This is a genomic window from Nocardioides marmorisolisilvae (assembly GCF_031656915.1).
Taxonomy (GTDB): Bacteria; Actinomycetota; Actinomycetes; order Propionibacteriales; family Nocardioidaceae; genus Marmoricola; species Marmoricola terrisoli.
Genome location: NZ_CP134227.1, coordinates 1,549,795 through 1,572,048, shown reverse-complemented (window position 1 = coordinate 1,572,048; position 22,254 = coordinate 1,549,795). Strand labels below are relative to the sequence as shown.

The following is a 22,254-nucleotide window of genomic DNA, read 5'->3' as shown; positions in this document are numbered from 1 at the left end:
GTCTCGCATCGCTCACGTCTCGGCGAAGAGCGTCCTTCCCCACCAGTCACCGGGGCCGGACAGCCCCGGAGGACAGGCGAACACCGCCGAGCTGGTGTGCTGGATGTACTCGTTGAGCAGGTCCCGGCTGCCGAGCTTGCGCTGGATCCGGACGAACTGGTCCGGATCCTTCTGGAAGGTGATGAAGAACAGGCCGGCGTCGAGGTACCCGGTGACCGGGTCGATGCCGTCGGTGTAGGAGTAGCCGCGGCGGAGCAGCCGGGTGCCGCCGTTCGTCTCGTGCGCGGCCAGCCGGATGTGGGCGTTGAGCGGGATGACGGGGTTGCCGTGGCCGTCGCGTGCCGACAGGTCCGGAGTGTCGAACTCGTGGGTCCCGGTGAGAGGGGCGCCGGTGTCCTTGACCCGGCCGAAGACGTTCTCCTGGTCGGCGAGGAAGTCGGTGTCCCAGGACTCGATGAGCATCCTGATCCGGCGGGTGACCAGGTAGCTGCCGCCCCTCATCCAATCCTGGTCGGTCTCGTCGCCGACCCAGACGAACCTCTCGAAGTCGTGGTGGTCCTGCTCCTTGATGTTGCGGGTGCCGTCCTTGAATCCCATCAGGTTGCGCGGTGTCGCCTGGGCCGACGAGGTGGAGGCGGTCTTGCCGAAGCCCAGCTGCGACCAGCGCATCACCGCCGTACCGCGGGCCAGTCGGGCGAAATTGCGGATCACGTGGAAGGCCACCTGGGGGTCGTCGGCACAGGCCTGGACTGCGAGGTCGCCACCGCTGATCTCCCTGCGCAGACTGTCGCCGGGCAGCGCCGGCAGGTCGCTGAGTACGGCGGGCCGCCGGTCGGCGAGCCCGAACCGATCGTCGAACAGGCTCGGCCCGAACCCGACGGTGACGGTCAGTCGCGACGCGGACAGCCCGACGGCCTCGCCGGTGTCGACCGGCGGGGCCTGGGGGTGGGTCTCGACCGGGCCGATCTGCTCGCCGCGGGTCAGCCTTTCCGCGGCGGCCGCCCAGGTGCCGAGCATCCGGGCCAGCTCCATCCGGTCGCCGGTCGTCACGTCGAACGCGGCGAAGGCCAGCCGGTCCTGGGTCGCGGTGGAGATGCCGGCCTGGTGCCGTCCGTAGAACGGCAGGGTCGCGCTGGCCGCGCGCGAGGGCTGGCTGTCGCGGCCGATGCCGAAGCCGGTGGCCCCTCCCACCGCCAGGCCGGCAGCGCCGAGCGCACCGCCGAGGAAGGCTCGACGGCCGGCCCCGCGCGGCGAGGGGTGCGCCGAGATGTCGCTCGTCCCGGAGCCGTCCATCAGGCGGTGGCCACCGTGGCTGCCACTCGCGACAGCGGCTCCTGCACCGCCTTGACCGCGGCGGCGAGCTGACGCTTGTCCGACGGGTCGAGCGTCGTGTAGAGCCGGTAGCCCGACGGCTCGTTCGCGTCGCGGTAGCTCTCGACGAGCTTGTCCAATGCCGCGAAGCGGTGCTCGATCTGCTCGGTCAGGTCCCCGTCCACCTCCTTCATGACCGGCGTGAGCTGGGCGAAGGCCTGCTCGGCGCCCTCGACGTTGTTGGCGACGTCGAGCAGGTCGATGTGGGAGTAGCGCTCCTCCTCGCCGGTGACCTTGGTGGCCGCGACCTCGTCGAGGAGCTCCTGGGCGCCGTTGGCGAGCTCGGTCGGCTGATACCTGAGCCCGGCGGTCAGCTTCTGCAGCTTCTTCACGTTGCGGACCAGGCCGTCGCCGAAGGGGGCCAGGCCGTCGAGGCTCTTGTCCGCGAAGAGGCCCTTCTCGATCCGATGGAAGCCCATGAAGCGGCTCGCCGGCACGTCGTTGGCCCGGGCGTCGATGTCGGCGTCCAGGTTGTTCCGGCCGACCGTGAACGACTCCGCGACGGGCTCGATCTTCTCGTAGAAGGGCCGGGCCTGCGCATAGGCGACCTGGGCCGCGCGGAGGTTGCCGCCGTGCAGCGCACGGTCGAGCTTGCGCACGCCCTGGAGGAGGTAGCCCACTTGTGTGCTGACGTACGTCGAGTAGCCCCTGGTGGCCTTGCGGAGCAGGGTCGCGGTGCTCTCGTCGGTGGTCGCGGCGGTGCCGGTGACCGTCACGGCCTGCCGCTCGGGGGTGGCGCCGGGGCAGTAGAGCGTGTAGTTGCCGGCGTCGGCGTTGACCGAGAAGGTGCCGCCGAAGCCGGGCGGCAGGTTCTCCTTCTCGCCGACGATCCGCTGGCCACTGAGCAGCTCGACCTCGGAGACCGCGGTGGCGTCGACGTTCTTCACCGAGAAGGTGATCCCGCCTGCCCCGAGCGTGGTCCGGTCGAGGCTGCATCCGTGTGCACTGGTGATCGTCACGGTGGCGTGGTGGGCGCTGCCGCCCGAGGGGTCCGCCGTTCGAGCAGGGTCGCCGGAGCCGCAGCCGGCGAGCACGGGCAGGAGCGCGAAGGCGAGCAGTCCGGTCCCGACGGCGTGGGTCGTGGCAGGGCGCATGGGGATCTCCATCAGCGAGCAGGTTTCGACGAATGGAAGTTAGGTTAGCCTAACCTCATCCACGACTCGGTTCCGGGGTCGGTTCCATCGCGGGGACGGTCGCGCCGGCCCGCCGCCGGCGCTGCACCAGCGCCGCGCCGATCGATCCGGCCACGCCGAGGCTGCCCAGCAGCCAGCCCAGGGAGGTCATGTGCCGGTGGCGATCCAGGGTCGCCAGGTCGTCCTTCGCGGCAGCGGTGGCAGCGTCGCGGGCGCTCGTCGACAGGGAGGCTGCGGCCTTGCGCAGCGGTCGGCCCAGGGTGAGGGTGTCGCCGGCGGGGCCAGGTACCTCGACGTGCTCGGTAGCCGACCAGTGCACGTCCAGCACGCGCCGGGTGCGCGGTTCGATGGAGACGTCGAGGACCCTGGTCGTGCGGTACCTCGCGGCGATCGAGTGGTGGGAGCCCGGCAGCACGCCGACCGGGAGGCGGCCGCCGTTCAGTGCCGCAGCCGCCCGTGTGGTCAGTGTCGCGGGGCCGCTCCCACGACCGAACAGTCGCACCTGGTAGGTCTGCGCCGCGACCCCGGACATGGTCGTCGCCCCGGTGTGCGTCAGGTGGAGCGCGCGCGGACCCCGGTCCCGGCCGGTCAGCGGGAACAGGTCCTGGGTGCGCACGGTTGCGGAGTCCGCCTCGACCGCCAGCACCCGAGCGCTGATCGTCTTGTCCGTCGTGGTCGGTCGGCTCGTCGGTGCGGACGGTGCGAGCACGGCGACGACGGTGCCGGACGCGAGCGCGAGGACCGCTCCCGCCGTGAACCCGCGGGCCAGGCCCCGCAGCGGCACTGGGCGGTGCTGGGGCCAGGTCACGAAGACACCGACCGGGACGAGGTACACCAGCCAGCCCACCACCTCGATCAGGGCGGGGTGCGGTTGGATGCCGAGCATGCCGGTCAGCAAGGAGGAGAGCACCGACCCCGGCTGCACCAGCCAGGAGAGGTCCAGCACCTGCTGCTGGCCGACATCGAGCCAGCCGGCCTCGTGGGCGGTGTGGAGCGCGCTGACCACGAGCCCGGCGGCCACGAGGACCAGCACCAGGCCGGTGGCTCGGAAGAACTTCGAGAGGTTGATCCGCACGCCGCCGCGGTAGATGCCGTAGCCGAGCGCGATCGCCACCGCGATGCCCAGGACTGCGCCGACCAGCGCCGCGGCACCGGCGCCGGACTCGTTGAAGGCGGCGAGCAGGAAGACGACCGTCTCGAATCCCTCGCGCAGCACGGCGAGGAAGGCCATGAACACCATGGCCCGCCCCGCCCGCGAGCCGCCGCCGGCCATCGCCTCGGCCGCGGCACCCTCGAGCTGGTGCTTGAGACCGCGGGAGTGCTCCTTCATCCACGCCACCATGTAGGTGACCATGGCGACGGCCAGCAGGCCGATGACGGTCTCCAGGCCCTCCTGCTGCTGCTGGGGCAGGTCGCGGGAGAAGGCCTCGAGGGCGACGCCGACGCCGATGCACACCAGGACCGCGAGCGTGACGCCGCCGGCCATCTGACGGAGCAGGTCGCCGCGGCGCTGCCGACGCAGGAACGCCGCGATGATGCCCACGATCAGGGCCGCTTCGAGGCCCTCTCGAAGTCCGATGACGAAGGTCGGCAGCACGGTCTGCTCCGGAGGTTAGGTAAGGCTGACCTCAGAAGTGTAGAACGGGTGCGCGTCGTGACGCCGTTCGGGTCGTGCGGACGGGCGCAGGCCTCAGCCGGCGTCCTTGATCTCGCAGACGACCTCGCCATTGGTGACCGTGGCGCCGACCTCCGCCGACAGACCCGTGACCGTGCCCGCCTTGTGGGCCTTGAGGGGCTGCTCCATCTTCATCGCCTCGAGCACGACGATGACGTCGCCCTCGGCGACCGTCGCGCCGTCCTCGACGGCCACCTTGACGATCGTGCCCTGCATCGGGCTCGCGACCGCGTCGCCGGACACGGCGGCACCCGCCTTCCTGGCAGCGGACCGCTTCGGCCTCTTCGCCCCGGGCCCGGTCGAGGCTCCGCCGAGCCCGCCGAGGCCCGCAGGGAGGACGACCTCGAGCCGCTTGCCGCCGACCTCGACCGTGACGTGCTGCCGCTCGGCGGCCTCCGGGGCCTCCGCCGTCGCGCCGGAGTAAGGCTCGATCTGGTTGTCGAAGTCGGTCTCGATCCAGGTGGTGTAGACGCCGAAGGCGCCGACACCGCTCGGGTTCGAGGCGCCGACGTACGCCGGGTCCTCGACGACCGTCCGGTGGAAGGGGATCACCGTCGGCATGCCGTCGACCACGAACTCCGCCAGTGCGCGACGGGACCGCTCGAGGGCCTGGGTGCGGTCCCGGCCGCTCACGATCAGCTTCGCGATCAGGGAGTCGAACGAACCGGGAATGGTCTCGCCCTCGACATAGCCGCCGTCGAGGCGCACCCCCGGGCCGCTCGGCGGCTGCCACCTGCTCAGGGTTCCGGGCGCGGGCATGAAGTTGCGGCCGCCGTCCTCGGCGTTGATCCGGAACTCGATGGAGTGGCCGCGGATCTCCGGGTCGTCGTAGCCGAGTTCCTCCCCAGCGGCGACCCGGAACATCTCCCGGACCAGGTCGATGCCGGTGACCTCCTCGGAGACGCAGTGCTCGACCTGCAGGCGGGTGTTGACCTCGAGGAAGGAGATCGTGCCGTCGGCGGCGACGAGGAACTCGCAGGTGCCGGCGCCGACGTACCCGGCCTCCTTCAGGATCGCCTTGGACGACTCGTAGAGGCGGGCCAGCTGATCCTCGGAGAGGAACGGCGCAGGGGCCTCCTCGACGAGCTTCTGGTGTCGGCGCTGCAGCGAGCAGTCCCGGGTGGAGACCACCACGACGTTGCCGTGCTGGTCCGCAAGGCACTGGGTCTCGACATGCCGCGGCCGGTCGAGGAACTTCTCCACCAGGCACTCGCCGCGACCGAATGCCGCGACCGCCTCACGGACCGCCGACTCGAACTGCTCGGGGATCTCTTCGAGGGTGCGAGCGACCTTGAGCCCACGGCCGCCGCCGCCGAAGACCGCCTTGATCGCCACCGGCAGGCCGTTGGCCTTCGCGAATGCGACGATCTCGTCGGCGTCCTTGACGGGATCCTTGGTGCCCGGAGCCAGCGGGGCGTTGGCCTTCTGGGCGATGTGCTTGGCCCTGGCCTTGTCGCCGAGCGCCTCGATGGCGGCCGGCGGTGGGCCGATCCAGACCAGCCCGGCGTCAAGGACCGCCTGGGCGAAGTCGGCGTTCTCGGCGAGGAAGCCGTAGCCGGGGTGCACCGAGTCGGCACCCGACTTCTTCGCCACCGCGACGATCTTCTCGATGTCGAGATAGGACTCTGCGGGTGTCGCGCCACCGAGGGAGTGTGCCTCGTCGGCGAGCCGGACGAACAGGGCATCACGGTCGGGGTCGGCGTACACCGCGACCGATGCGATGCCCGCGTCCTTGCAGGCGCGAACCACTCGGACGGCGATCTCGCCACGGTTCGCGACGAGAACCTTCTGCAGCGGCTTGATGTCGGGCACGCTCGCTCCTTCTGCAATGCGGGAAGTCAACCGGAGTCTATGGGCGTGCCGGCTCCGGCGTTCGTCGGGTCTCAGCTCCCAGGCTGGTAGACCATCAAGAACACGATGGCCGCGAACAGCAGGCCGACCACTCCGCCGGCCCCGGCGACCCGGCCCACCAGGGCGTTGACGGGCTGGCTGCCGCCGATCGCGACCCCGGCCTTCTTCAGTGCCGGGACGACCACGGCGAGCACCAGCGCCATGGCGACCAGCCACAGCAGCAGGGACAGCCAGATCCAGGTGTCACCGAAGTCCGCGACGGTCTTCGACTTGTCCCACGGCGCCTTGGCCGACATCAGCCCGAAGCCGAAGATGACCACGATGACCGAGGCGTAGGAGTAGATCGTCAAGGTCCGCGCGGAGGTGGCGGTGGCGGTGGCGTCGCCGCTGCGCAGCCCGCGGGAGGCGGTGGTCACGGCGCCCACCAGCGGCCCGATCGCGAAGATCGCGGTGAGCAGGTGCAGAGCCAGCATGATCTTGAACATGCGCGCAGGCTAGCGTGGTTAACAATCGCTAACTACCATGGCTGCCATGAGCTTCGACCTATCCCCCGAGCACGAGCAGTTCCGTCGTATCGTCCGCGACTTCGCGGACAAGGAGATCGCCCCGCACGCGGCGCAGTGGGACAGGGAGCACGTCTTCCCGGTCGACGTCGTGCACAAGATGGGCGACCTGGGGCTCTTCGGCCTCACCGCGCCGGAGGAGTACGGCGGGGCCGGCACCCACGACGGTGCCTTCACCTCGCTGTGCCTGGCGATCGAGGAGCTCGGCCGCGTCGACCAGTCGATGGGCATCACGCTGGAGGCCGGCGTGGGCCTGGGCATCAACCCGGTGCTCACCTTCGGCACGGAGGAGCAGAAGCAGACCTGGCTCCCCGACCTCGTTGCAGGGCGGCGCCTGGCCGGGTTCGGACTGACCGAGCCCGGAGCTGGCTCGGACGCGGGAGCGACGCGGACCAAGGCGGAGCTCGTTGACGGGGAATGGGTGATCAACGGGAGCAAGCAGTTCATCACCAACTCCGGCTCCGAGATCACCTCGCTGGTGACCGTGACGGCCCGCACCGGCGTACGCCCGGCGACCGGCTCAGGGCCGGAGAGGCCGGAGATCTCGACGATCATGGTCCCCGCAGGCACGCCCGGCTTCACCGCCGAGAAGGCCTACGACAAGCTCGGCTGGCACGCCAGCGACACCCATCCCCTCACCTTCACCGACTGCCGGGTGCCCGAGGCCAACCTCCTCGGCGAGCGGGGCCGCGGCTTCGCACAGTTCCTGGCCACGCTCGACGACGGTCGAGTCGCGATCGCCGCGCTGGCGGTCGGCAGCATCCAGGCGTGCCTGGACATGAGCGTCCAGTACGCCGGTGAGCGGCAGACCTTCGGCGGGCCGATCGGTCGCAAGCAGGGCGTCGCGTTCCAGATCGCCGACCTCGAGGTGATGCTGCAGACCTCGCGCTTGCTCACCTACAAGGCGGCCGCGATGAAGGACGCGATGGGCCGGCCCGGGGGACCGGCGCCCGCTGCGTTCAAGCACGCTGCCGCGATCGCCAAGCTGCACGCCACCGAGGCCGCCGTGACCGCGACCCGGATCGCGACCCAGGTGTTCGGCGGCTATGGCTTCATGGAGGAGTATCCGGTCGCACGGTTCTACCGCGATGCCAAGGTGCTCGAGATCGGCGAGGGCACCTCGGAGGTGCAGCGGATGCTCATCGCGCGGGGCCTGGGCCTTCCGGTCGAGTAGCTGTCCGGCGGGCCGCTCGCGTTGCTCAGTGGCCCCAGAAGTCGGTCCAGACGAAGCCCAGCTCCTCGAACATCAGCCGCAGCAGCGGGACGCTGAGTCCGACCACGTTGTGGGGGTCGCCGGTGATCCCCGAGACGAATGCCGAGCCGCGCCCGTCCAGGGTGAACGCCCCAGCGACGCGCAACGGCTCGCCGGTCGCCACGTAGGCGCGGATCTCGTCGTCGGAGACCTGGGCGAACCGGACCTGGGTGGCGGCCGCCCTGGCCAGCCAGACCTCGCGGTGGGTGTCGATCACGCAGTGGCCGGTGTGCAGCACACCGACCTTGCCGCGCATTCGCTGCCAGCGGTCGATCACGTCCGCGGCATCGGTCGGCTTGCCGTACGTCGCGCCCTCGAACTCCAGCACCGAGTCACACCCGACCACCAGGGCTCGCGGCTCGTGGGCCGCGACGGCCACCGCCTTGAGCTGGGCCAACCGCAGCACGAGCGCGCTCGGGTCGTCCTCCTCGACCCGTGACTCGTCGACGCCGCTGACCACCACATGCGGGCGCAGCCCGGCCTGCTGCAGGGTCTTCAGGCGGGCGGGGGACTGGGACGCCAGGACGAGGCGGGGCAGCGGCTGCGACACCCTCTGACCCTAGTGCGCCCGGCGCCGCGGCCGGGTCGTGCGGGGTCGGTGTCGTGGCTCAGTCCGGTAGCAGGGCCTCCAGCACGGCGGCGACGCCGTCCTCCTCGTTGCTCAGGGTGGTCTCGCCCGCGGCGGCGAGCGTCTCGGGCGCGGCGTTCGCGACCGCGACTCCGCGGCCCGCCCAGGCCAGCATCTCCGCGTCGTTCGGTGCATCGCCGAAGGCCAGCACCTCTGCGCGGTCCACGCCGAGATGGCGGCACAGTCGGTCCAGGCCCCAGGCCTTGGTGACGCCCTGGGCGAGCACCTCCACGAATGGAGCACCGGAGTGCGTCACCTCGAAGCCGGCCAGCCCCAGGCCGCGGATCGTCGCGACCAGCTCGTCGTTGGGCAGACTGGCATGGCGGACGACGAGCTTGAGGCTCGGCTCGGCGAGGACGTCCGCGAGGGAGTGCTCAGCCATGGTGGCCGGATCGCGCTTGTGGTCGCTGAACGAGGCCATCGCCGCGTAGCCGTGCTGGGCGACGAACACGTCACCGCGCTCGCGGACGCTCACGAAGAGCAGGTCCGGGACGGCGGAGCTCAGTGCCTCGGCCAGAGCCTGCTGGACCGCCACGTCGAGGTGCGCCTCGAAGAGGGTCTCGCCGGTGGACAGGTGCAGGCCGTGCGCGCCGTTGCCGCACAGCGCCCATCCCTCGAAGCCCGCCTCCGCAGCGATCGGGGCCAGCCCGATCGGCTGGCGGGCCGTCACCGGCACCACGGGTACGCCGGCCGCACGCACCCGGTCCAGTGCCGCCCTCGTCCGTCGGCTGACGGTGAGGTCGGAACGCAGCAGGGTGCCGTCCAGATCAGTCGCGACGAGCCGGATCACCCGATCAGCGCGGGAGCCCGCTCGCGTGCCAGCCGCCCGGTCCGTGCGGGTACGACGGGGTGAGCCTGCGTCGGGGGTCCGACCACGCGCTGGTCCGGCGCGGCGGCTCGGGTGCGTCCGATCCCATCGCCGAGAGCACCGCGACGAGCGCGGCCACCTCCTCGGCCGTGGTGCCCGGGGTGAGCACCCTCAGCAGCGGCGGCTGCTCGGCCGGGACGCCGTCCACCTCGCTCACAGCGGGATGTTCCCGTGCTTCTTCGCCGGCAGCGTCTCGCGCTTCGTGGCCAGCAGACGCAGTGCCCGGACGACCTCGACTCGGGTCTCGTGGGGGGCGATCACCGCGTCGACGTAGCCGCGCTCGGCGGCGACGTACGGGTTGGCCAGGGTGTCCTCGTAGTCCTGGATCAGCTCCGCGCGACGTGCCTCCGGATCGTCGGCCTTCGCGAGCTCCTTGCGGTAGAGGATGTTCACTGCGCCCTGGGCACCCATCACCGCGATCTGGGCGCTCGGCCAGGCAAGGTTGATGTCCGCGCCCAGGTGCTTGGAGCCCATCACGTCATAGGCGCCGCCGTACGCCTTGCGGGTGATGATCGTGACCAGCGGAACGGTGGCCTCGGCATAGGCGAAGATCAGCTTCGCGCCGCGCCGGATGATGCCGTTCCACTCCTGATCGGTGCCAGGCAGGAATCCGGGCACGTCGACGAAGGTCAGGACCGGGATGTTGAAGGCGTCGCAGGTGCGCACGAAGCGCGCGGCCTTCTCGGAGGCGTCGATGTCCAGCGTGCCCGCGAACTGCATCGGCTGGTTGGCCACGACGCCTACGGGCTTGCCCTCGACCCGGCCGTAGCCGACGACGATGTTGCCGGCGAACAGCGGCATCACCTCGAGGAACTCGCCGTCGTCGAGGATCGAGGTGATCACGGTCTTCATGTCATAGGGCTGGTTGGGGGAGTCCGGGACCAGGGTGTCCAGCTCGCGGTCGAGGTCGGTGATCTCGAGGCGGTCGGCCGCCGAGCCCTCGGGGACGTAGGCCGGAGGCTCGTCGAGGTTGTTCTGCGGCAGGTAGGACAACAGCGCCTTGACGTATTCGATCGCGTCCTCCTCGTCGGCGCCCATGTAGTGGGCGTTGCCCGACTTGGTGTTGTGTGCCCGGGCGCCGCCCAGGTCCTCCATCGTGACGTCCTCGCCGGTGACGGTCTTGATCACGTCGGGCCCGGTGATGAACATGTTGGAGGTTCCGTCGACCATGATCGTGAAGTCGGTGACCGCCGGGGAGTAGACGTGGCCGCCGGCGCAGGAGCCCATGATCAGGCTGATCTGCGGGATGACCCCGGAGGCGTGCACGTTGCGCTTGAAGATCTCGCCGTACAAGCCGAGGCTGACCACGCCCTCCTGGATGCGGGCGCCGGCTCCCTCGTTAATGCCGATGATCGGGCAGCCGGTCCTCATCGCCAGGTCCATCACCTTGGTGATCTTCTCGCCGTAGACCTGGCCCAGGGAGCCGCCGAAGACGGTGAAGTCCTGCGAGAACACGCAGGCCTGACGGCCGTCGATGGTGCCGTAGCCGGTGATCACGCCGTCGCCGTACGGCCGGTTCTTCTCCAGGCCGAATGAGGTGGACCGGTGCCGGGCGAGCTCATCGAGCTCGACGAAGGAACCCTCGTCGAAGAGCAGCTCGATCCGCTCGCGGGCGGTCTTCTTGCCACGGGCGTGCTGCTTCTCCACGGCCTTCGCCGAGCCGGCGTGAACCGCCTTCTCGATGCGTCGGTCGAGGTCGGCGAGCTTGCCTGCCGTGGTGTGGATGTCGATGTCGGTGGGGACGTCGGTGTCGGCGTCGACTGGACCCGGCTGTGAGCTCACGCTGGTTGGCCTCCTCGTAGTTCTGGGCCAATCTAGTCGTCATGTCACCGACTCCCGCCCCCCGGTCACCACTCGGGCAGCCAGCGCTGCAGGAGGCGGCCGGGTCGCAGTGGGTGGTCACGCTGCTGCCGAGCACGCCGTCGACCAATGCCGTCGCGGTGCAGCAGCCCGCCCCCGGGTCGGTCGTGGTCGCCGACCACCAGACCGCCGGTCGGGGTCGGCTCGACCGCTCGTGGCAGACCCCGCCGGGCACCGCGCTCACCTTCTCCGCGGTCGTCGACCCCGGACTGCCGGACGCGCGCTGGCCGCTGGTTCCGCTGGCGGCCGGGCTCGCCGTGGCCGAGGCCGTACGGCGGTGTGGCGTGGATGCGGTGCTCAAGTGGCCCAACGACGTGCTGGTCGAGGGCGCGGCCGATGGAGCGGAGGGGAAGCTGGCGGGAATTCTGGTCGAGCGGACCGGGCAGCCGCCGCGAGCGGTCATCGGCATCGGCATCAACGTCGACCTGGATGCCGACGAGCTCCCGGTGCCGACTGCCACCTCGCTCTCGCTGGCCGGTGCGCGCGTCGACCGCACCATGCTGCTCGGCCTGGTGCTCGCCGCGCTCGCAGAGCACGTGGACGCGCTGCGGGTGGACCCCGTCGCGCTGGTGGCCGCCTATCGCGAGCGGTGCGCGACCCTGACCCGCGAGGTCGAGGTGCAGCTGCCCGGCGGACGCGCGCTGCGCGGCACCGCCGTGGACGTGGACGTGGACGGTCGCCTGGTGGTCATCGTCGACGGTGAGAGGGTGCCGGTGGGTGCCGGTGATGTCCTGCACGTGCGACCGGCCGGATGATCCGGTCGCCACGATCTCGGGTGACCGGTTCCGGTGACATGATCGGGGTGACACGATCCGGGTGACATGATCGGGGACATGGCGATCTCCCCGCGGCTGCTCAATGAGGGCGAGCAGGTGGTGTTCAGCACCCGCACCCACCCCAAGGCCCTCCTGGCGCCACTCGCGGTCCTGGTCGTCGTCCTGGTGGGCGCGGGCTTCCTGGCCGTGCACACCCATGGCCTGCTCGAGGACGTGGTCTGGGTGGTCGCCGTCCTCCTGCTGCTCGCCTTCACGGTGTGGCCGGCGCTGGGTTGGCTGACCGCGACGTACACGGTGACCGATCGCCGGCTGCTGACCCGCTCCGGGGTGCTGACCCGCACGGGCCACGACATCCCGCTCAGCCGGATCAGCGACGTCTCCTACGAGCGCGGGCTGCTCGACCGGATGCTGGGCTGCGGCACCCTGGTGATCTCCGACGCGAGCACCCACGGCCGGGTCACGCTGCCCGACGTACCCCACGTCGAGCAACTGCACCTGAAGATCGCCGACCAGCTCTTCGACCATGCGAAGACCGATGACGGAACCTGACCACGACGTTCTGCGCTCCGAGCTCGAGCGCACCATCCTGGGCAGCGCGCCGGAGCTCACCGCAGAGCAGGTCGCGCAGGCATCCGGCGTCACCGTCGCCCAGGCGCGGCGCCTCTGGCGCGCGCTGGGGTTCCCCGACGCGGTCGACGCTGTCGCGTTCACCGAGCCGGACGTGCGTGCGCTGACGGCGATCGAGACCGTGCGTGGGATGGGCCTGGACGAGGACACGATCGTCGCGATGGCGCGCGCGGTCGGGTCGACCATGTCGCGGCTGGCGGACTGGGAGGTCGACAACCTCACCGCAGTGCTCTCCGCGGAGCGGACCTCCGAAGCAAGCTCGTTGGAGGACCGGTTCGCCGCGTCGACCCAGCTGGTCAGCCAGATGGCGCCGATATTCGACGAGGTGCTGCTCTACGCCTGGCGACGCCACCTGGCGGTGGCAGTGGCCCGCGCCGAGCTGTTGCAGCCCGAGGAGGAGACCCCGATGGCGACCGTGACCGTCGGGTTCGCCGACCTGGTCAACTTCACTGCGGTCACCAACGAGCTCGACGAGGATCGCATCGGGGAGCTCGTGGCGGTCTTCGAGTCCCGCTCCCACGACGTGATCGCGGAGCACGGCGGTCGGATCATCAAGAGCCTCGGTGACTCCGTGCTGTTCGTGTCGGCGAGCCCGGCAGGCGGCATCGACATCGGGCTGGACATCATCGGCGTGATCGGGGGCGACAAGCGGCTGCCCGACGTACGCGTGGGCGTGGCGACCGGTCCGGCAGTGCTGCGCATGGGCGACGTGTTCGGACCGTCGGTCAACCTGGCCGCACGGCTGACGACCGTGGCCCGACGCAACCGGGTGATCATCGACCAGGCAACGGCCGCCGAGGTGTCCGGGCAGGACTTCGAGGTGCGCAGCCTGCCGGCCCGCCCGCTGCGAGGCTTCGGCGACGTGGTGCCTGCCACGGCGCGGCGTACCCGCCCCCGACACGCCGGCTGACCCGGCGCCCTCGGTAGTCTGCCCGGGTGCCACCCGCCGACCAGCCTGTGCCGACCGTCGCCGTCATCGGGGGAGGGCAGTTGGCCAGGATGCTGGCCGAGCCGGCCGCCGTGATGGGCGTCCCGCTCCGCCTGCTCGCGGAGGGCCCCGACGCCTCCGCCGCCCAGGTCATCGCAGACCACGTGGTCGGCGACCACACCGATCTCGACACGCTGCGGGAGGTCACCGCGGGGTGCGCGGTGGTCACCTTCGACCACGAGCACGTTCCCACCGGGCACCTGCACGCCCTCGAGGAAGCCGGCGTCGCCGTCCGACCGGGGCCGGACGCGCTGGTGCACGCCCAGGACAAGGGGGTGATGCGGGAGGCCCTCAGCGGGCTGGGCATCGCGTCTCCGCGGTACAGCTTCGTCTCGTCTCCACGCGACGTGCGCGCGTTCGGACTCCCGTGCGTGCTCAAGACCACGCGCGGGGGGTACGACGGCAAGGGCGTGTGGTTCATCGACACCGAGGCCGAGGCTGCCGAGGCGTTCGAGGTGGCCGCTGCTGCGGGGGTCCGCCTGCTGGCCGAGGAGCGCGTCGACTTCCGTCGCGAGCTCTCCGCACTGGTCGCCCGGTCGCCCAGCGGGCAGGTCGCCGCCTACCCGGTGGTCGCCTCGACGCAGCGCGACGGGATCTGTACCGAGGTGGTCGCACCCGCCCCCGATCTCGCACCCGCCCTGGCGATGCAGGCTCAGCAGATCGCGATGCGGATCGCAGCCGAGCTCGGCGTCACCGGCATCCTCGCCGTGGAGCTCTTCGAGACCGTCGACGGCCGCGTCCTGGTCAACGAGCTGGCGATGCGTCCGCACAACACCGGCCACTGGAGCCAGGACGGTGCGGTCACCTCGCAGTTCGAGAACCACCTGCGTGCGGTGCTGGACCTGCCGCTCGGGGCGCCCGAGGCCCGGGCGCCGTGGACGGTGATGGTCAACATCCTGCCGGTCAGCGGCGCCGCCCCACTGTACGACGGCTACCCGCACGCGCTTGCCCGCGATCCGCGGCTGCGCGTGCACCTCTACGGCAAGTCGTTGCGTCCCGGTCGCAAGGTGGGCCACGTCAACGCCTACGGTGAAGACCTCGACGACTGCCTGAAGCGCGCCCGACACGCGGCCGCGTGGTTCGCCGGAGAGCTGGGAGATGCCAGTGAGTGACATGCACCTGAGCGGGGCGTCGGCTGGCGCCGGTCCCCGGGTCGGGATCGTGATGGGCTCGGACTCCGACTGGCCGGTGATGCGCGCCGCAGCCGACGCGCTGGCGGAGTTCGACGTCGCCTTCGAGGCCGACGTCGTCTCGGCGCACCGGATGCCCGAGGAGATGCTCGCCTACGGCAAGGACGCCGCCGGTCGCGGGCTGCAGGTGCTCATCGCCGGCGCCGGCGGGGCGGCCCACCTGCCCGGCATGCTCGCCGCGGTGACCCCGCTGCCGGTGATCGGCGTCCCGGTGCCGTTGAAGTACCTCGACGGCCTCGACTCGCTGCTCTCGATCGTGCAGATGCCAGCCGGGGTTCCGGTCGCCACGGTGGCGGTCGGCAACGCCCGCAATGCCGGGCTGCTCGCCGTACGGATCCTGGCGGCCTCCGATGCCGACCTGCGGCAGCGGATGACCGACTTCCAGGCGGCGCTGAAGGCGACCGCGCAGGAGAAGGGCAAGGCCGTACGCGGCGAGGCCGGGCACAGGCTGGGGTTCTGAGGACTTCGCCGTCAGTTCAGGTCGATGGTGTGGCCGGTGGTGGTGAGGTGGCGGAGCCCGTGTGGGGTCTTCCAGAGGAGCACGCCGGGGAGTAGCTGCTGGTAGGTCCAGCTGGTCAGTGTCTTGGCTCGGTGGTGGTGTCGGCATAGCGCGGCGAGGTTCGACGATCTGGTCTGCCCGGGTGGGCCCTGGTCGTCCCAGGCCGTGGTGTGGTCCAGGTCGAGGTGTCGGGCCGGGCGGCTGCAGTGGGGTGCGGCGCAGGTGCGGTCGCGCAGGATGATCTGTTCGCGGTGCGGTCCGGCGGCGAATCGGCTGGTGCTGGTCAGGTCGGCGTTGAGGTCGATGATCGGGCGGATCGTGACATGGATGTCTGCGGAGATCGTGAGCCAGTCCCGCAGGGTGTCCAGGGTGATCACCGGATCGTGGTGTCCCTCCAGGCTGACGGTCGCGCCCGCGAGGGCGTGGGGGGTGCTTGCGGCCTCGGTCGGGGTGGGGTGGAGCGTGTCGGTGGGCAGGTGTGCGTACAGGGTCAGGTCCCGGCGACCGTGCCCCCGGGCGGCCCGGGCAGGGGGCCGATCTTCGGCGGGCTGGTCCACGGTGTCGGTGTCGGTGTCGGTGCCGGTGCCGGTTGCCGTGTCGAGGTCCAGGGCGAGCTGGCGGCGGGCCAGCTCTCCGGCGGCCAGTGCCCGGCGCTGGTCCAGGCCGAGGTCGGCGCCGAGCTGCTTCAGCTCTGCGGCGAGTGCGGCGATCGCGGCGTCCAGGTCCAGCGCGTCGGCCAGGTCCAGCTCGGCTTCGACCCGGCTGGTCCCGGCGAAGGAGACCCGGGCGTGGTCGATGTCGAACCGGCGAGCATCCGCTGCCTGCTCGCGCTGCTCGCGTGCCAGGTCGGGCATGAACCGGGCCACCGCCTCGGCGAGGAGCCGGTCCACCGCGGTGGCGCCCATCCGGGCGGCGAACCCGGCGACCTGGGCGTCGAGGAACCCGGCGGCCTCGATGGTGAGGATCTGGGTCTGCTCGGCGATCCGCCGGGCCCGCCACGCCGCCACCTCCCCGCCCTGCACCCGCGCCCACAACCGTGGGAGCCGGAACGCCAGCTCGAGCACCTCGGCCACCAGCGCCCGGGCCCCGGCCGGGCTCATCCCCAGCCCGGCCGCGAGCTCGGTGAGGGTGAACTCACCGACCCACGGACACCCGACGCCCCCGAGCCGGACCGGGGCCCCACCCCAGGTGGCTGCCCGGTCCGGGTCCTCGGTCACATGCAGCTCACACCAGGCCAGCACCCCGGCCAGCTTGGACGCCTCAGCCGCCTGCACGACCTCCTGGTCCGCCCGGATCCCGGCCAGCACCGCACCCGCAACCGACACATCGCCGCGAACGCTGCTCCCCGAGACCATGAAACAACCCTAGGCCCGAACACCGACACAATCGCAGATACATTCGAAGAACGCTGGGTGTCTGGCGCCGGAGTCCCTGCGGCCTTGGGCTGAGTTGAGCCCGCCGCTCAGCCCTTGTCGACGCGGCGTCGCATCGCCTTGATCTGCGCGCGCCGGCGCTTGCCCTCGACCCGGCGCCGTTGCGAGCCGCGGGTCGGCTTCGTGGGCACGCGTGCCGGCGGTGGGGGAGCCAGCGCCGCGCGGAGCCGTTCGGCGAGCCTCTCCCTGGCCGCCATCCGGTTGCGGTGCTGGGAGCGCTGCTCGGAGGCGGTCACGGTGATCGTCGGGCCGCCGAGCATCGCCGCGGCGCGCTGCCGTTGTGCCTCGGTCAGTGACGGCGAGTGCGCGACGTCGAGGCTCAGCTCGACGCGGCTGTCCGTGGTGTTCACCGACTGGCCGCCGGGCCCCGACGACTTCGAGAAGCGCTCCACCAGCTCGTCGCCGGGGATCACCAGGCCCTCAGGGAGTCCCGGGCCCGGCGGCACGAAGAGGTCAGGCACTACTGGGAGCCCTCGGCGGCGGTCGCCGGCGCCACTCGATCGCGGGGCAGGTGTCCATCACCATCGGTACGCCGGCGGCACGGGTCCGCTCGAAGGCAGCCTGGTCGACCACCCCCAGCTGGAACCAGACGCCCCGGGCGCCGATCTGCACGGCCTGGTCGGCGAACGGACCGGCCTGGCCCGACCGCCGGAACACGTCCACGACGTCGACGGGGAAGGGGACGGCGGCCAGCGTTGGATACCCCTGCTCGCCCAGCACGGTGCCCGGCTCGGCGGGGTCGTCGAAGCGAGGGTGGATCGGCACGATCCGCTTGCCCTTGTGCTGCAGCAGCGCTGCGATCTCGTACGCGGTACGCGACGGGTCGCCCGACAGTCCCACGACCGCCCAGGTCACACAGTCGTCCAGCATCAGGTCGATCGCGGCCTGATCCTGCCAGGGGAGTGCCATGACCTGGAGCCTACGACGTCGTACGCGGCGACGGACCGGCTCCGGACCCGCCGCGGGAGACCCGGTAGCGGACGAACGTCGGCACCACAGCGGCGGCGACCAGGACGAGTGCGACGACGAGCACGCCGCCTCCGGCAGCGGTCGGACCGGTGCCGGCAACAGCCGCGACACCGCCGTGCGCGACGTCCGCGATCCTGGGCCCGCCGACCACCACCACGATGAAGACCCCCTGCAGCCGTCCCCGTACGGCGTCGCCGGCTGCCTCCATCAGCATCGTCGATCGGAACGCCGCCGAGGCCATGTCGGCGGCCCCGCCGATCACCAGCCCGAGCAGCGCCAGGCCCAGGAACGGTCCGGCCCGGCCGTGCGCCGCGCCGGAGGCCAGCCCGAAGAGCACCATGGCCCCGCCCCACACCACGATCGCGACCACGACCGCGAGCCCTTGTCGCGACACCCGGGAGACCCACCCCGAGAAGATCCCGCCGAGGACGGCGCCGAGCGGGATCCCGGCGAAGAGCAGGGCGAAGGCGAGGCCACCTTCGACGGGTCCGCCGAAGCTCTGGTGCGCGATCTGGGGGAAGAGCGCCCGCGGCATCCCGAACACCATCGCGATGATGTCGACGACGAAGGACATCAGCAGCACCTTGTGGCCGCGCAGGTAGCCCAGCCCGTCGAGCACCGAGCGGACCCCGGCACGACCCGTGACACCCTCGGGCAGCATCGGTGGGAGGGTCCACACCGCCCACAAGGTGGCGGTCAGCGTGATCGTGTCGCACAGGTAGAGCCACGAGTAGCCGAGGACCGGGATCAGCGCGCCGCCGATCAACGGACCCGCGATCGCTCCGAACTGGCTGACGGTCATGTTCAACGCATTGGCTGCGGGCAGCTGCTCCGTGGGCACCAGGCGGGGCAGCAGCGCGCTGCGAGTCGGCTGGTTCACCGCGAAGAACGCCTGCTGCAGCGCGAACACGACCAGCAGCAGCCAGACGCTGCGCATCCCGAGGAACGCCTGCAGCCAGAAGATCCCGCTCGTGACGATGAGTCCGGCGGTGGTGATCATCAGCAGTCGACGCCGGTCCATCACATCCGCCAGCGCGCCGCCGTACAGCCCGAGCACGATGAGCGGGACCAGGCCGAAGATCCCGGTCAGGCCGACGTACGCCGAAGACCGGGTCAGGTCGTAGATCTGCGCCGGCACCGCCACGACGGTCAGTTGGGCGCCGATGACGGTGATGATGTTCGCCGACCACAGTCGCCGGAACTCCGGGACCGCCAGGGGTCGGGTGTCGGCGAACAGCCGCCGCATTCCACTCATCGGCAGCCATCCAAGCAGGGCGGTCGCCGGCCCATAGAATCGGGCCATGACCTCTGACTTCCCCTTGTTCACGCTGTCCGACGAGCACCGTGCGGTGCGTGAGGCGGTCCGGGCGGTGTGTGACGCGAAGGTGGCGCCGTTCGCTGCCGAGGTCGATGAGCAGGTGCGCTATCCGTCGGAGGCGGCCGAGGCGTTGTTGGCGGCGGACTTCCACGCACCCCACGTGCCGGAGGAGTACGGCGGTGCGGGAGCGGATGCCCTGGCGACCGTGCTGGTGATCGAGGAGGTGGCTCGGGCGTGTGTGTCGGCGAGCCTGATCCCGGCGGTGAACAAGCTGGGTTCGTTGCCGGTGCAGATCTCGGGCTCGGAGGAGCTGAAGACGAGGTACCTGGGCGCGTTGGCTCGCGGTGAGGGTGGGTTCTCGTACTGCCTGTCCGAGCCGGATGCGGGGTCGGACGCGGTGAGCATGAAGACCAAGGCGGTGCGTGAGGAGACCAGCGAGGGGGTCTTCTACGTGCTCAACGGGGTGAAGCGGTGGATCACCAACGCCGGGGAGTCGGAGTTCTACACGGTGATGGCGGTGACCGACCCGGAGGCGCGCAGCAAGGGGATCTCGGCGTTCGTGGTGGAGAAGTCCGACGAGGGCGTCTCGTTCGGGGCGAAGGAGAAGAAGCTGGGCATCAAGGGCTCCCCGACCCGGGAGGTCTACCTGGACAACGTGCGGATCCCGGCGGATCGGATGATTGGCGCGGAGGGCACCGGGTTCGCGACCGCGATGAAGACCCTGGACCACACCCGGGTGACGATCGCTGCGCAGGCGGTCGGGGTGGCTCAGGGCGCGGTGGACTACGCGCTGGACTACGCCAAGCAGCGTCAGCAGTTCGGCCGGCCGATCGCGGACTTCCAGGGCCTGCAGTTCATGCTGGCCGACATGGGCATGAAGGTGGAGGCGGCCCGGCAGCTGACCTACGCCGCGGCGGGGAAGTCCGAGCGCGGGGACGCCGACCTGACCTTCTTCGGTGCGGCGGCGAAGTGCTTCGCCTCCGACGTCGCGATGGAGGTCACCACCAATGCCGTCCAGGTCCTCGGTGGCTACGGCTACACCTCTGACTACCCCGTCGAGCGGATGATGCGCGACGCCAAGATCACCCAGATCTACGAGGGCACCAACCAGGTGCAGCGGATCGTGATGGCACGACAGCTCCTTGCGGGGGTCCAGTCCGAGCTCTGAGCGGGTTTCGCAGTCATATCGGCAAGGGCGATGCCCGGGATCCGGTGAGCGCCGGGTGTTGCACCAGACCGGCTACGAACGAGTCGAACCACGCGGCGCGCACCTATGTGACGCTGTGTGACAGATCCGCGCGGTGGACCACCCGCACGAAGGGCGCAAGATGCCCTGATGCCCGAACGGCTCACCGGCTGAACGCACTGGAGAACGCGCCGACGAAGGTGAAGTCCATCTTGTCGCCCGCGATCTTGGTCGACACCGACCCGACGGTCGACGTCACGCCGTGCTGGTACCTGGCGCCGATGTCCTCGATCCCCTTGTCGCCGACGGTCACGTAGATCCCGTCCTTGACCGATCCGCCGAACTTCGTCGGACCGTCCGGCGTCGAGACACTCACCTGGGGTCCGCCGAAGATCGTCAATTGTCGCTTGCCGAAGTCGTAGGTCCCGCTGACGAACGCGCCGATCCAGCCCTTGGTCGCCACGCTCGCGCTGACGACCTCGCAGCTGACGCTCACGGTGATGCCGAAGAGCTTGAACTTGATCGCCATGCCCTGGATGCCCGTGGGGCATGCGGCGCTGGGGGGTGTCGCGACCGAGCCGCTGACGGGATCCCCGGACCCCGACTGTTCGTCCTGGCACAGCCAGTCGTAGAAGTCGATCCGACTGTCTTCGTGGGCAAGGAAGTCGATGTTGTTCCATGCATGCGAGCGCGCCTGCGCGATCGCGTACTCGTGTGCCGCCGGGGTCTTCAGGTTCGCTGCGAGCGCAGTACCCAGACGGTAGTCGGCAGCGAGCGCTTTGCGCCAGTCCGTGTCGAACGCGATGGTGTCCGCCCGGAGCTCGCCCTGCGACGCGCCCTTGTCCGAACACGGGGCCTGCCCCAGCACGCTGGTCATCTTCTCGCTCAGGACGCCTTCGGCTGCCCAGGCCTTGTCCCACAGTGGCTTGACCGAGGGATCGACGCCCGTCTCTGCCACGGCGTGGAGGATGTCTTGCGCACGTCCGGCCGTCGCCGGAGTCGTCGTCGGGGCGTCGATGAATTTCTCGTAGGGCACACTCGCCGCCTGCGCTGCGGCGTCGACGGCCCTCTCCTGGTCACGCAACTTCCCTTCAATGTAGTTCTGGTACGGCTGATTCAACGCGGCGCCTTCCGCGACCGTCTGCGGAAGCTTGAAGTTGGGGAGGGTGATGGTCTTTCCGTGGTGGGTGTCGAGCACCTCCGGTCCGGCGACCTGCTGGCCGCCGGAGGTCGGGTCGCCACCGACGAAGTCGCCGTCGGGGAACTGCTGCCGCGTCGTACCGGCGGTCAGGAAGACCATCGCGTGCTGGTCGTCGTTCTTGCACGCGTACGCCGCGGCGCGTCCCTGGTTGGCCTCGGGCAACAGCTTGTTTGCCTTGCGCGCCGCCGCGTAGGCAGTGATCGCCGCGTCGTAGTGGTGCAGGTCGAGCTGGGCTGCACCGCGCGCGGCCGACATCACGGCCGGCCACGGCACGGTGAACGGTGCGTGTGCGGGCAGTCGCTTGGTCTTCACCGCCCGCAACAAGGCGAGGGCCTCGTTGGGCTTGCCCATCTGGGCGAGCAGGGCGGCGCCGTCGATGAGCGGCACCGGATCCTTCCGCGCGAGGTGGTGCGCGCGCAGCAGCGCGGCGAGCGCGGCGACCGGGCTTCCGTCGACCACGGCAGAGACCGCGCCGGTCATCGCCGCGTCCTCGGTCTTGCCCGATGCGCTGTGGGCCAGCTTGCGCGCGCCCTTTCCGTGGGATGCCTTGGACACCAGGTGGCCAGCGTGCCGCAACGCGGTTGCGAGCGAGAGCCGAGCGGCTTTCGGTGCCGCGTCCGCGCACGCTTCGCGCAGGATGTTCCCGTCGTTCGTCTGCTCGTAGGAGTACGGGGTCTGCCGTGTGTCGGAGTAGGCGGTGACCACAGGGTTCGTGGTGGCATACGCGGTGGCAGCGAACATCGGTGCGGCGAGTGCAGCCGCGGTGGCCAGCACCACGCTGGCTGCGATCGGACGACGCACGGGACCTCCCGGGACGACGGCGGACCAGACCTTGGTCCAGCGCAGCGTAGAGCCACGCCCGCGCG

The 22,254-nt window shown here is 70.7% G+C and carries 21 protein-coding genes; 7 read left to right on the top strand and 14 right to left on the bottom strand.

All coding sequences use genetic code 11. From position 1 onward, the window contains the following. Positions 1 to 12 precede the first annotated feature (12 nt). The 5 genes from efeB to Q9R13_RS07465 all read right to left on the bottom strand — a co-directional run bounded on the left by efeB (position 13) and on the right by Q9R13_RS07465 (position 6,515). Positions 13 to 1,293: an iron uptake transporter deferrochelatase/peroxidase subunit gene (gene efeB / locus Q9R13_RS07485; RefSeq protein WP_310964448.1), complete on the bottom strand. Its 1,281-nt coding sequence runs from the start codon at positions 1,291 to 1,293 to the stop codon at positions 13 to 15. Then, positions 1,293 to 2,465, bottom strand: coding sequence for an iron uptake system protein EfeO (efeO, locus tag Q9R13_RS07480; RefSeq protein ID WP_310964447.1), 1,173 nt, complete (start codon positions 2,463 to 2,465; stop codon positions 1,293 to 1,295). The genes efeB and efeO overlap by 1 nt, the downstream gene beginning before the upstream one ends. A gap of 55 nt (positions 2,466 to 2,520) precedes the next feature. Beyond that, positions 2,521 to 4,101 carry an iron uptake transporter permease EfeU gene (efeU, locus tag Q9R13_RS07475; protein ID WP_310964446.1) on the bottom strand — a complete coding sequence of 527 codons (1,581 nt, stop codon included), beginning with the start codon at positions 4,099 to 4,101 and terminating at the stop codon, positions 2,521 to 2,523. 93 nt (positions 4,102 to 4,194) lie between these two features. Beyond that, positions 4,195 to 5,991, bottom strand: coding sequence for an acetyl/propionyl/methylcrotonyl-CoA carboxylase subunit alpha (locus tag Q9R13_RS07470; protein WP_310964445.1), 1,797 nt, complete (start codon positions 5,989 to 5,991; stop codon positions 4,195 to 4,197). 71 nt (positions 5,992 to 6,062) lie between these two features. Then, on the bottom strand, positions 6,063 to 6,515 hold the full coding sequence (locus tag Q9R13_RS07465; protein WP_310964444.1) for a DUF2269 family protein: 453 nt from the start codon (positions 6,513 to 6,515) through the stop codon (positions 6,063 to 6,065). A gap of 46 nt (positions 6,516 to 6,561) precedes the next feature. Between Q9R13_RS07465 and Q9R13_RS07460 the strand changes: the two genes are divergently transcribed. Further along, positions 6,562 to 7,767: an acyl-CoA dehydrogenase family protein gene (locus tag Q9R13_RS07460; protein ID WP_310964443.1), complete on the top strand. Its 1,206-nt coding sequence runs from the start codon at positions 6,562 to 6,564 to the stop codon at positions 7,765 to 7,767. A gap of 25 nt (positions 7,768 to 7,792) precedes the next feature. On the opposite strand, the gene Q9R13_RS07455 is transcribed toward Q9R13_RS07460, so the two are convergent. Genes Q9R13_RS07455 through Q9R13_RS07440 form a run of 4 tightly spaced genes read right to left on the bottom strand, consistent with a single transcriptional unit; the run spans position 7,793 to position 11,123 of the window. Beyond that, a complete protein-coding gene (locus Q9R13_RS07455) occupies positions 7,793 to 8,395 on the bottom strand; it encodes a Maf family protein (RefSeq protein WP_310964442.1) in 603 nt (200 codons plus the stop codon). Positions 8,396 to 8,453: 58 nt separating this feature from the next. Further along, positions 8,454 to 9,263 carry an HAD family hydrolase gene (locus Q9R13_RS07450; RefSeq protein ID WP_310964441.1) on the bottom strand — a complete coding sequence of 270 codons (810 nt, stop codon included), beginning with the start codon at positions 9,261 to 9,263 and terminating at the stop codon, positions 8,454 to 8,456. A gap of 4 nt (positions 9,264 to 9,267) precedes the next feature. Then, positions 9,268 to 9,498, bottom strand: coding sequence for an acyl-CoA carboxylase subunit epsilon (locus tag Q9R13_RS07445; RefSeq protein WP_310964440.1), 231 nt, complete (start codon positions 9,496 to 9,498; stop codon positions 9,268 to 9,270). Beyond that, positions 9,495 to 11,123 (bottom strand): acyl-CoA carboxylase subunit beta, encoded by a 1,629-nt coding sequence (locus tag Q9R13_RS07440; protein ID WP_310964439.1) that lies wholly within the window; start codon positions 11,121 to 11,123, stop codon positions 9,495 to 9,497. The genes Q9R13_RS07445 and Q9R13_RS07440 overlap by 4 nt, the downstream gene beginning before the upstream one ends. A 41-nt stretch (positions 11,124 to 11,164) precedes the next feature. Between Q9R13_RS07440 and Q9R13_RS07435 the strand changes: the two genes are divergently transcribed. From Q9R13_RS07435 to purE, 5 genes are all read left to right on the top strand, one after another. Beyond that, the gene (locus tag Q9R13_RS07435) at positions 11,165 to 11,956 is read left to right on the top strand and encodes a biotin--[acetyl-CoA-carboxylase] ligase (protein ID WP_310964438.1); all 792 of its coding nucleotides are present in this window, start codon (positions 11,165 to 11,167) and stop codon (positions 11,954 to 11,956) included. A 78-nt stretch (positions 11,957 to 12,034) separates the two neighbouring features. Next, positions 12,035 to 12,526 (top strand): PH domain-containing protein, encoded by a 492-nt coding sequence (locus tag Q9R13_RS07430; RefSeq protein WP_310964437.1) that lies wholly within the window; start codon positions 12,035 to 12,037, stop codon positions 12,524 to 12,526. Continuing rightward, positions 12,513 to 13,514, top strand: coding sequence for an adenylate/guanylate cyclase domain-containing protein (locus tag Q9R13_RS07425; protein ID WP_310964436.1), 1,002 nt, complete (start codon positions 12,513 to 12,515; stop codon positions 13,512 to 13,514). The genes Q9R13_RS07430 and Q9R13_RS07425 overlap by 14 nt, the downstream gene beginning before the upstream one ends. A gap of 26 nt (positions 13,515 to 13,540) precedes the next feature. After that, positions 13,541 to 14,704, top strand: a complete 1,164-nt coding sequence (locus tag Q9R13_RS07420) for a 5-(carboxyamino)imidazole ribonucleotide synthase (RefSeq protein ID WP_310964435.1) — start codon at positions 13,541 to 13,543, stop codon at positions 14,702 to 14,704. 1 nt (position 14,705) lies between these two features. Further along, a complete protein-coding gene (gene purE / locus Q9R13_RS07415) occupies positions 14,706 to 15,242 on the top strand; it encodes a 5-(carboxyamino)imidazole ribonucleotide mutase (RefSeq protein WP_310965056.1) in 537 nt (178 codons plus the stop codon). Positions 15,243 to 15,253: 11 nt separating this feature from the next. On the opposite strand, the gene Q9R13_RS07410 is transcribed toward purE, so the two are convergent. The 4 genes from Q9R13_RS07410 to Q9R13_RS07395 form a co-directional block, all read right to left on the bottom strand. Continuing rightward, positions 15,254 to 16,636, bottom strand: a complete 1,383-nt coding sequence (locus tag Q9R13_RS07410) for an HNH endonuclease signature motif containing protein (RefSeq protein ID WP_310964434.1) — start codon at positions 16,634 to 16,636, stop codon at positions 15,254 to 15,256. 107 nt (positions 16,637 to 16,743) lie between these two features. After that, a complete protein-coding gene (gene arfB, locus Q9R13_RS07405; protein ID WP_310964433.1) occupies positions 16,744 to 17,175 on the bottom strand; it encodes an alternative ribosome rescue aminoacyl-tRNA hydrolase ArfB in 432 nt (143 codons plus the stop codon). Next, positions 17,168 to 17,623 carry a CoA-binding protein gene (locus Q9R13_RS07400; RefSeq protein WP_310964432.1) on the bottom strand — a complete coding sequence of 152 codons (456 nt, stop codon included), beginning with the start codon at positions 17,621 to 17,623 and terminating at the stop codon, positions 17,168 to 17,170. The genes arfB and Q9R13_RS07400 overlap by 8 nt, the downstream gene beginning before the upstream one ends. A gap of 10 nt (positions 17,624 to 17,633) precedes the next feature. Then, positions 17,634 to 18,938: an MFS transporter gene (locus Q9R13_RS07395; RefSeq protein WP_310964431.1), complete on the bottom strand. Its 1,305-nt coding sequence runs from the start codon at positions 18,936 to 18,938 to the stop codon at positions 17,634 to 17,636. A gap of 46 nt (positions 18,939 to 18,984) precedes the next feature. Here Q9R13_RS07395 and Q9R13_RS07390 point away from each other — a divergent pair, with 46 nt between their 5' ends. Then, complete coding sequence (locus tag Q9R13_RS07390) at positions 18,985 to 20,169, top strand: acyl-CoA dehydrogenase family protein (protein WP_310964430.1); 1,185 nt, start codon at positions 18,985 to 18,987, stop codon at positions 20,167 to 20,169. A 181-nt stretch (positions 20,170 to 20,350) separates the two neighbouring features. Here the strand turns inward: Q9R13_RS07390 and Q9R13_RS07385 are convergent, their stop codons facing one another. Further along, a complete protein-coding gene (locus Q9R13_RS07385) occupies positions 20,351 to 22,189 on the bottom strand; it encodes a hypothetical protein (RefSeq protein ID WP_310964429.1) in 1,839 nt (612 codons plus the stop codon). Positions 22,190 to 22,254 lie beyond the last annotated feature (65 nt).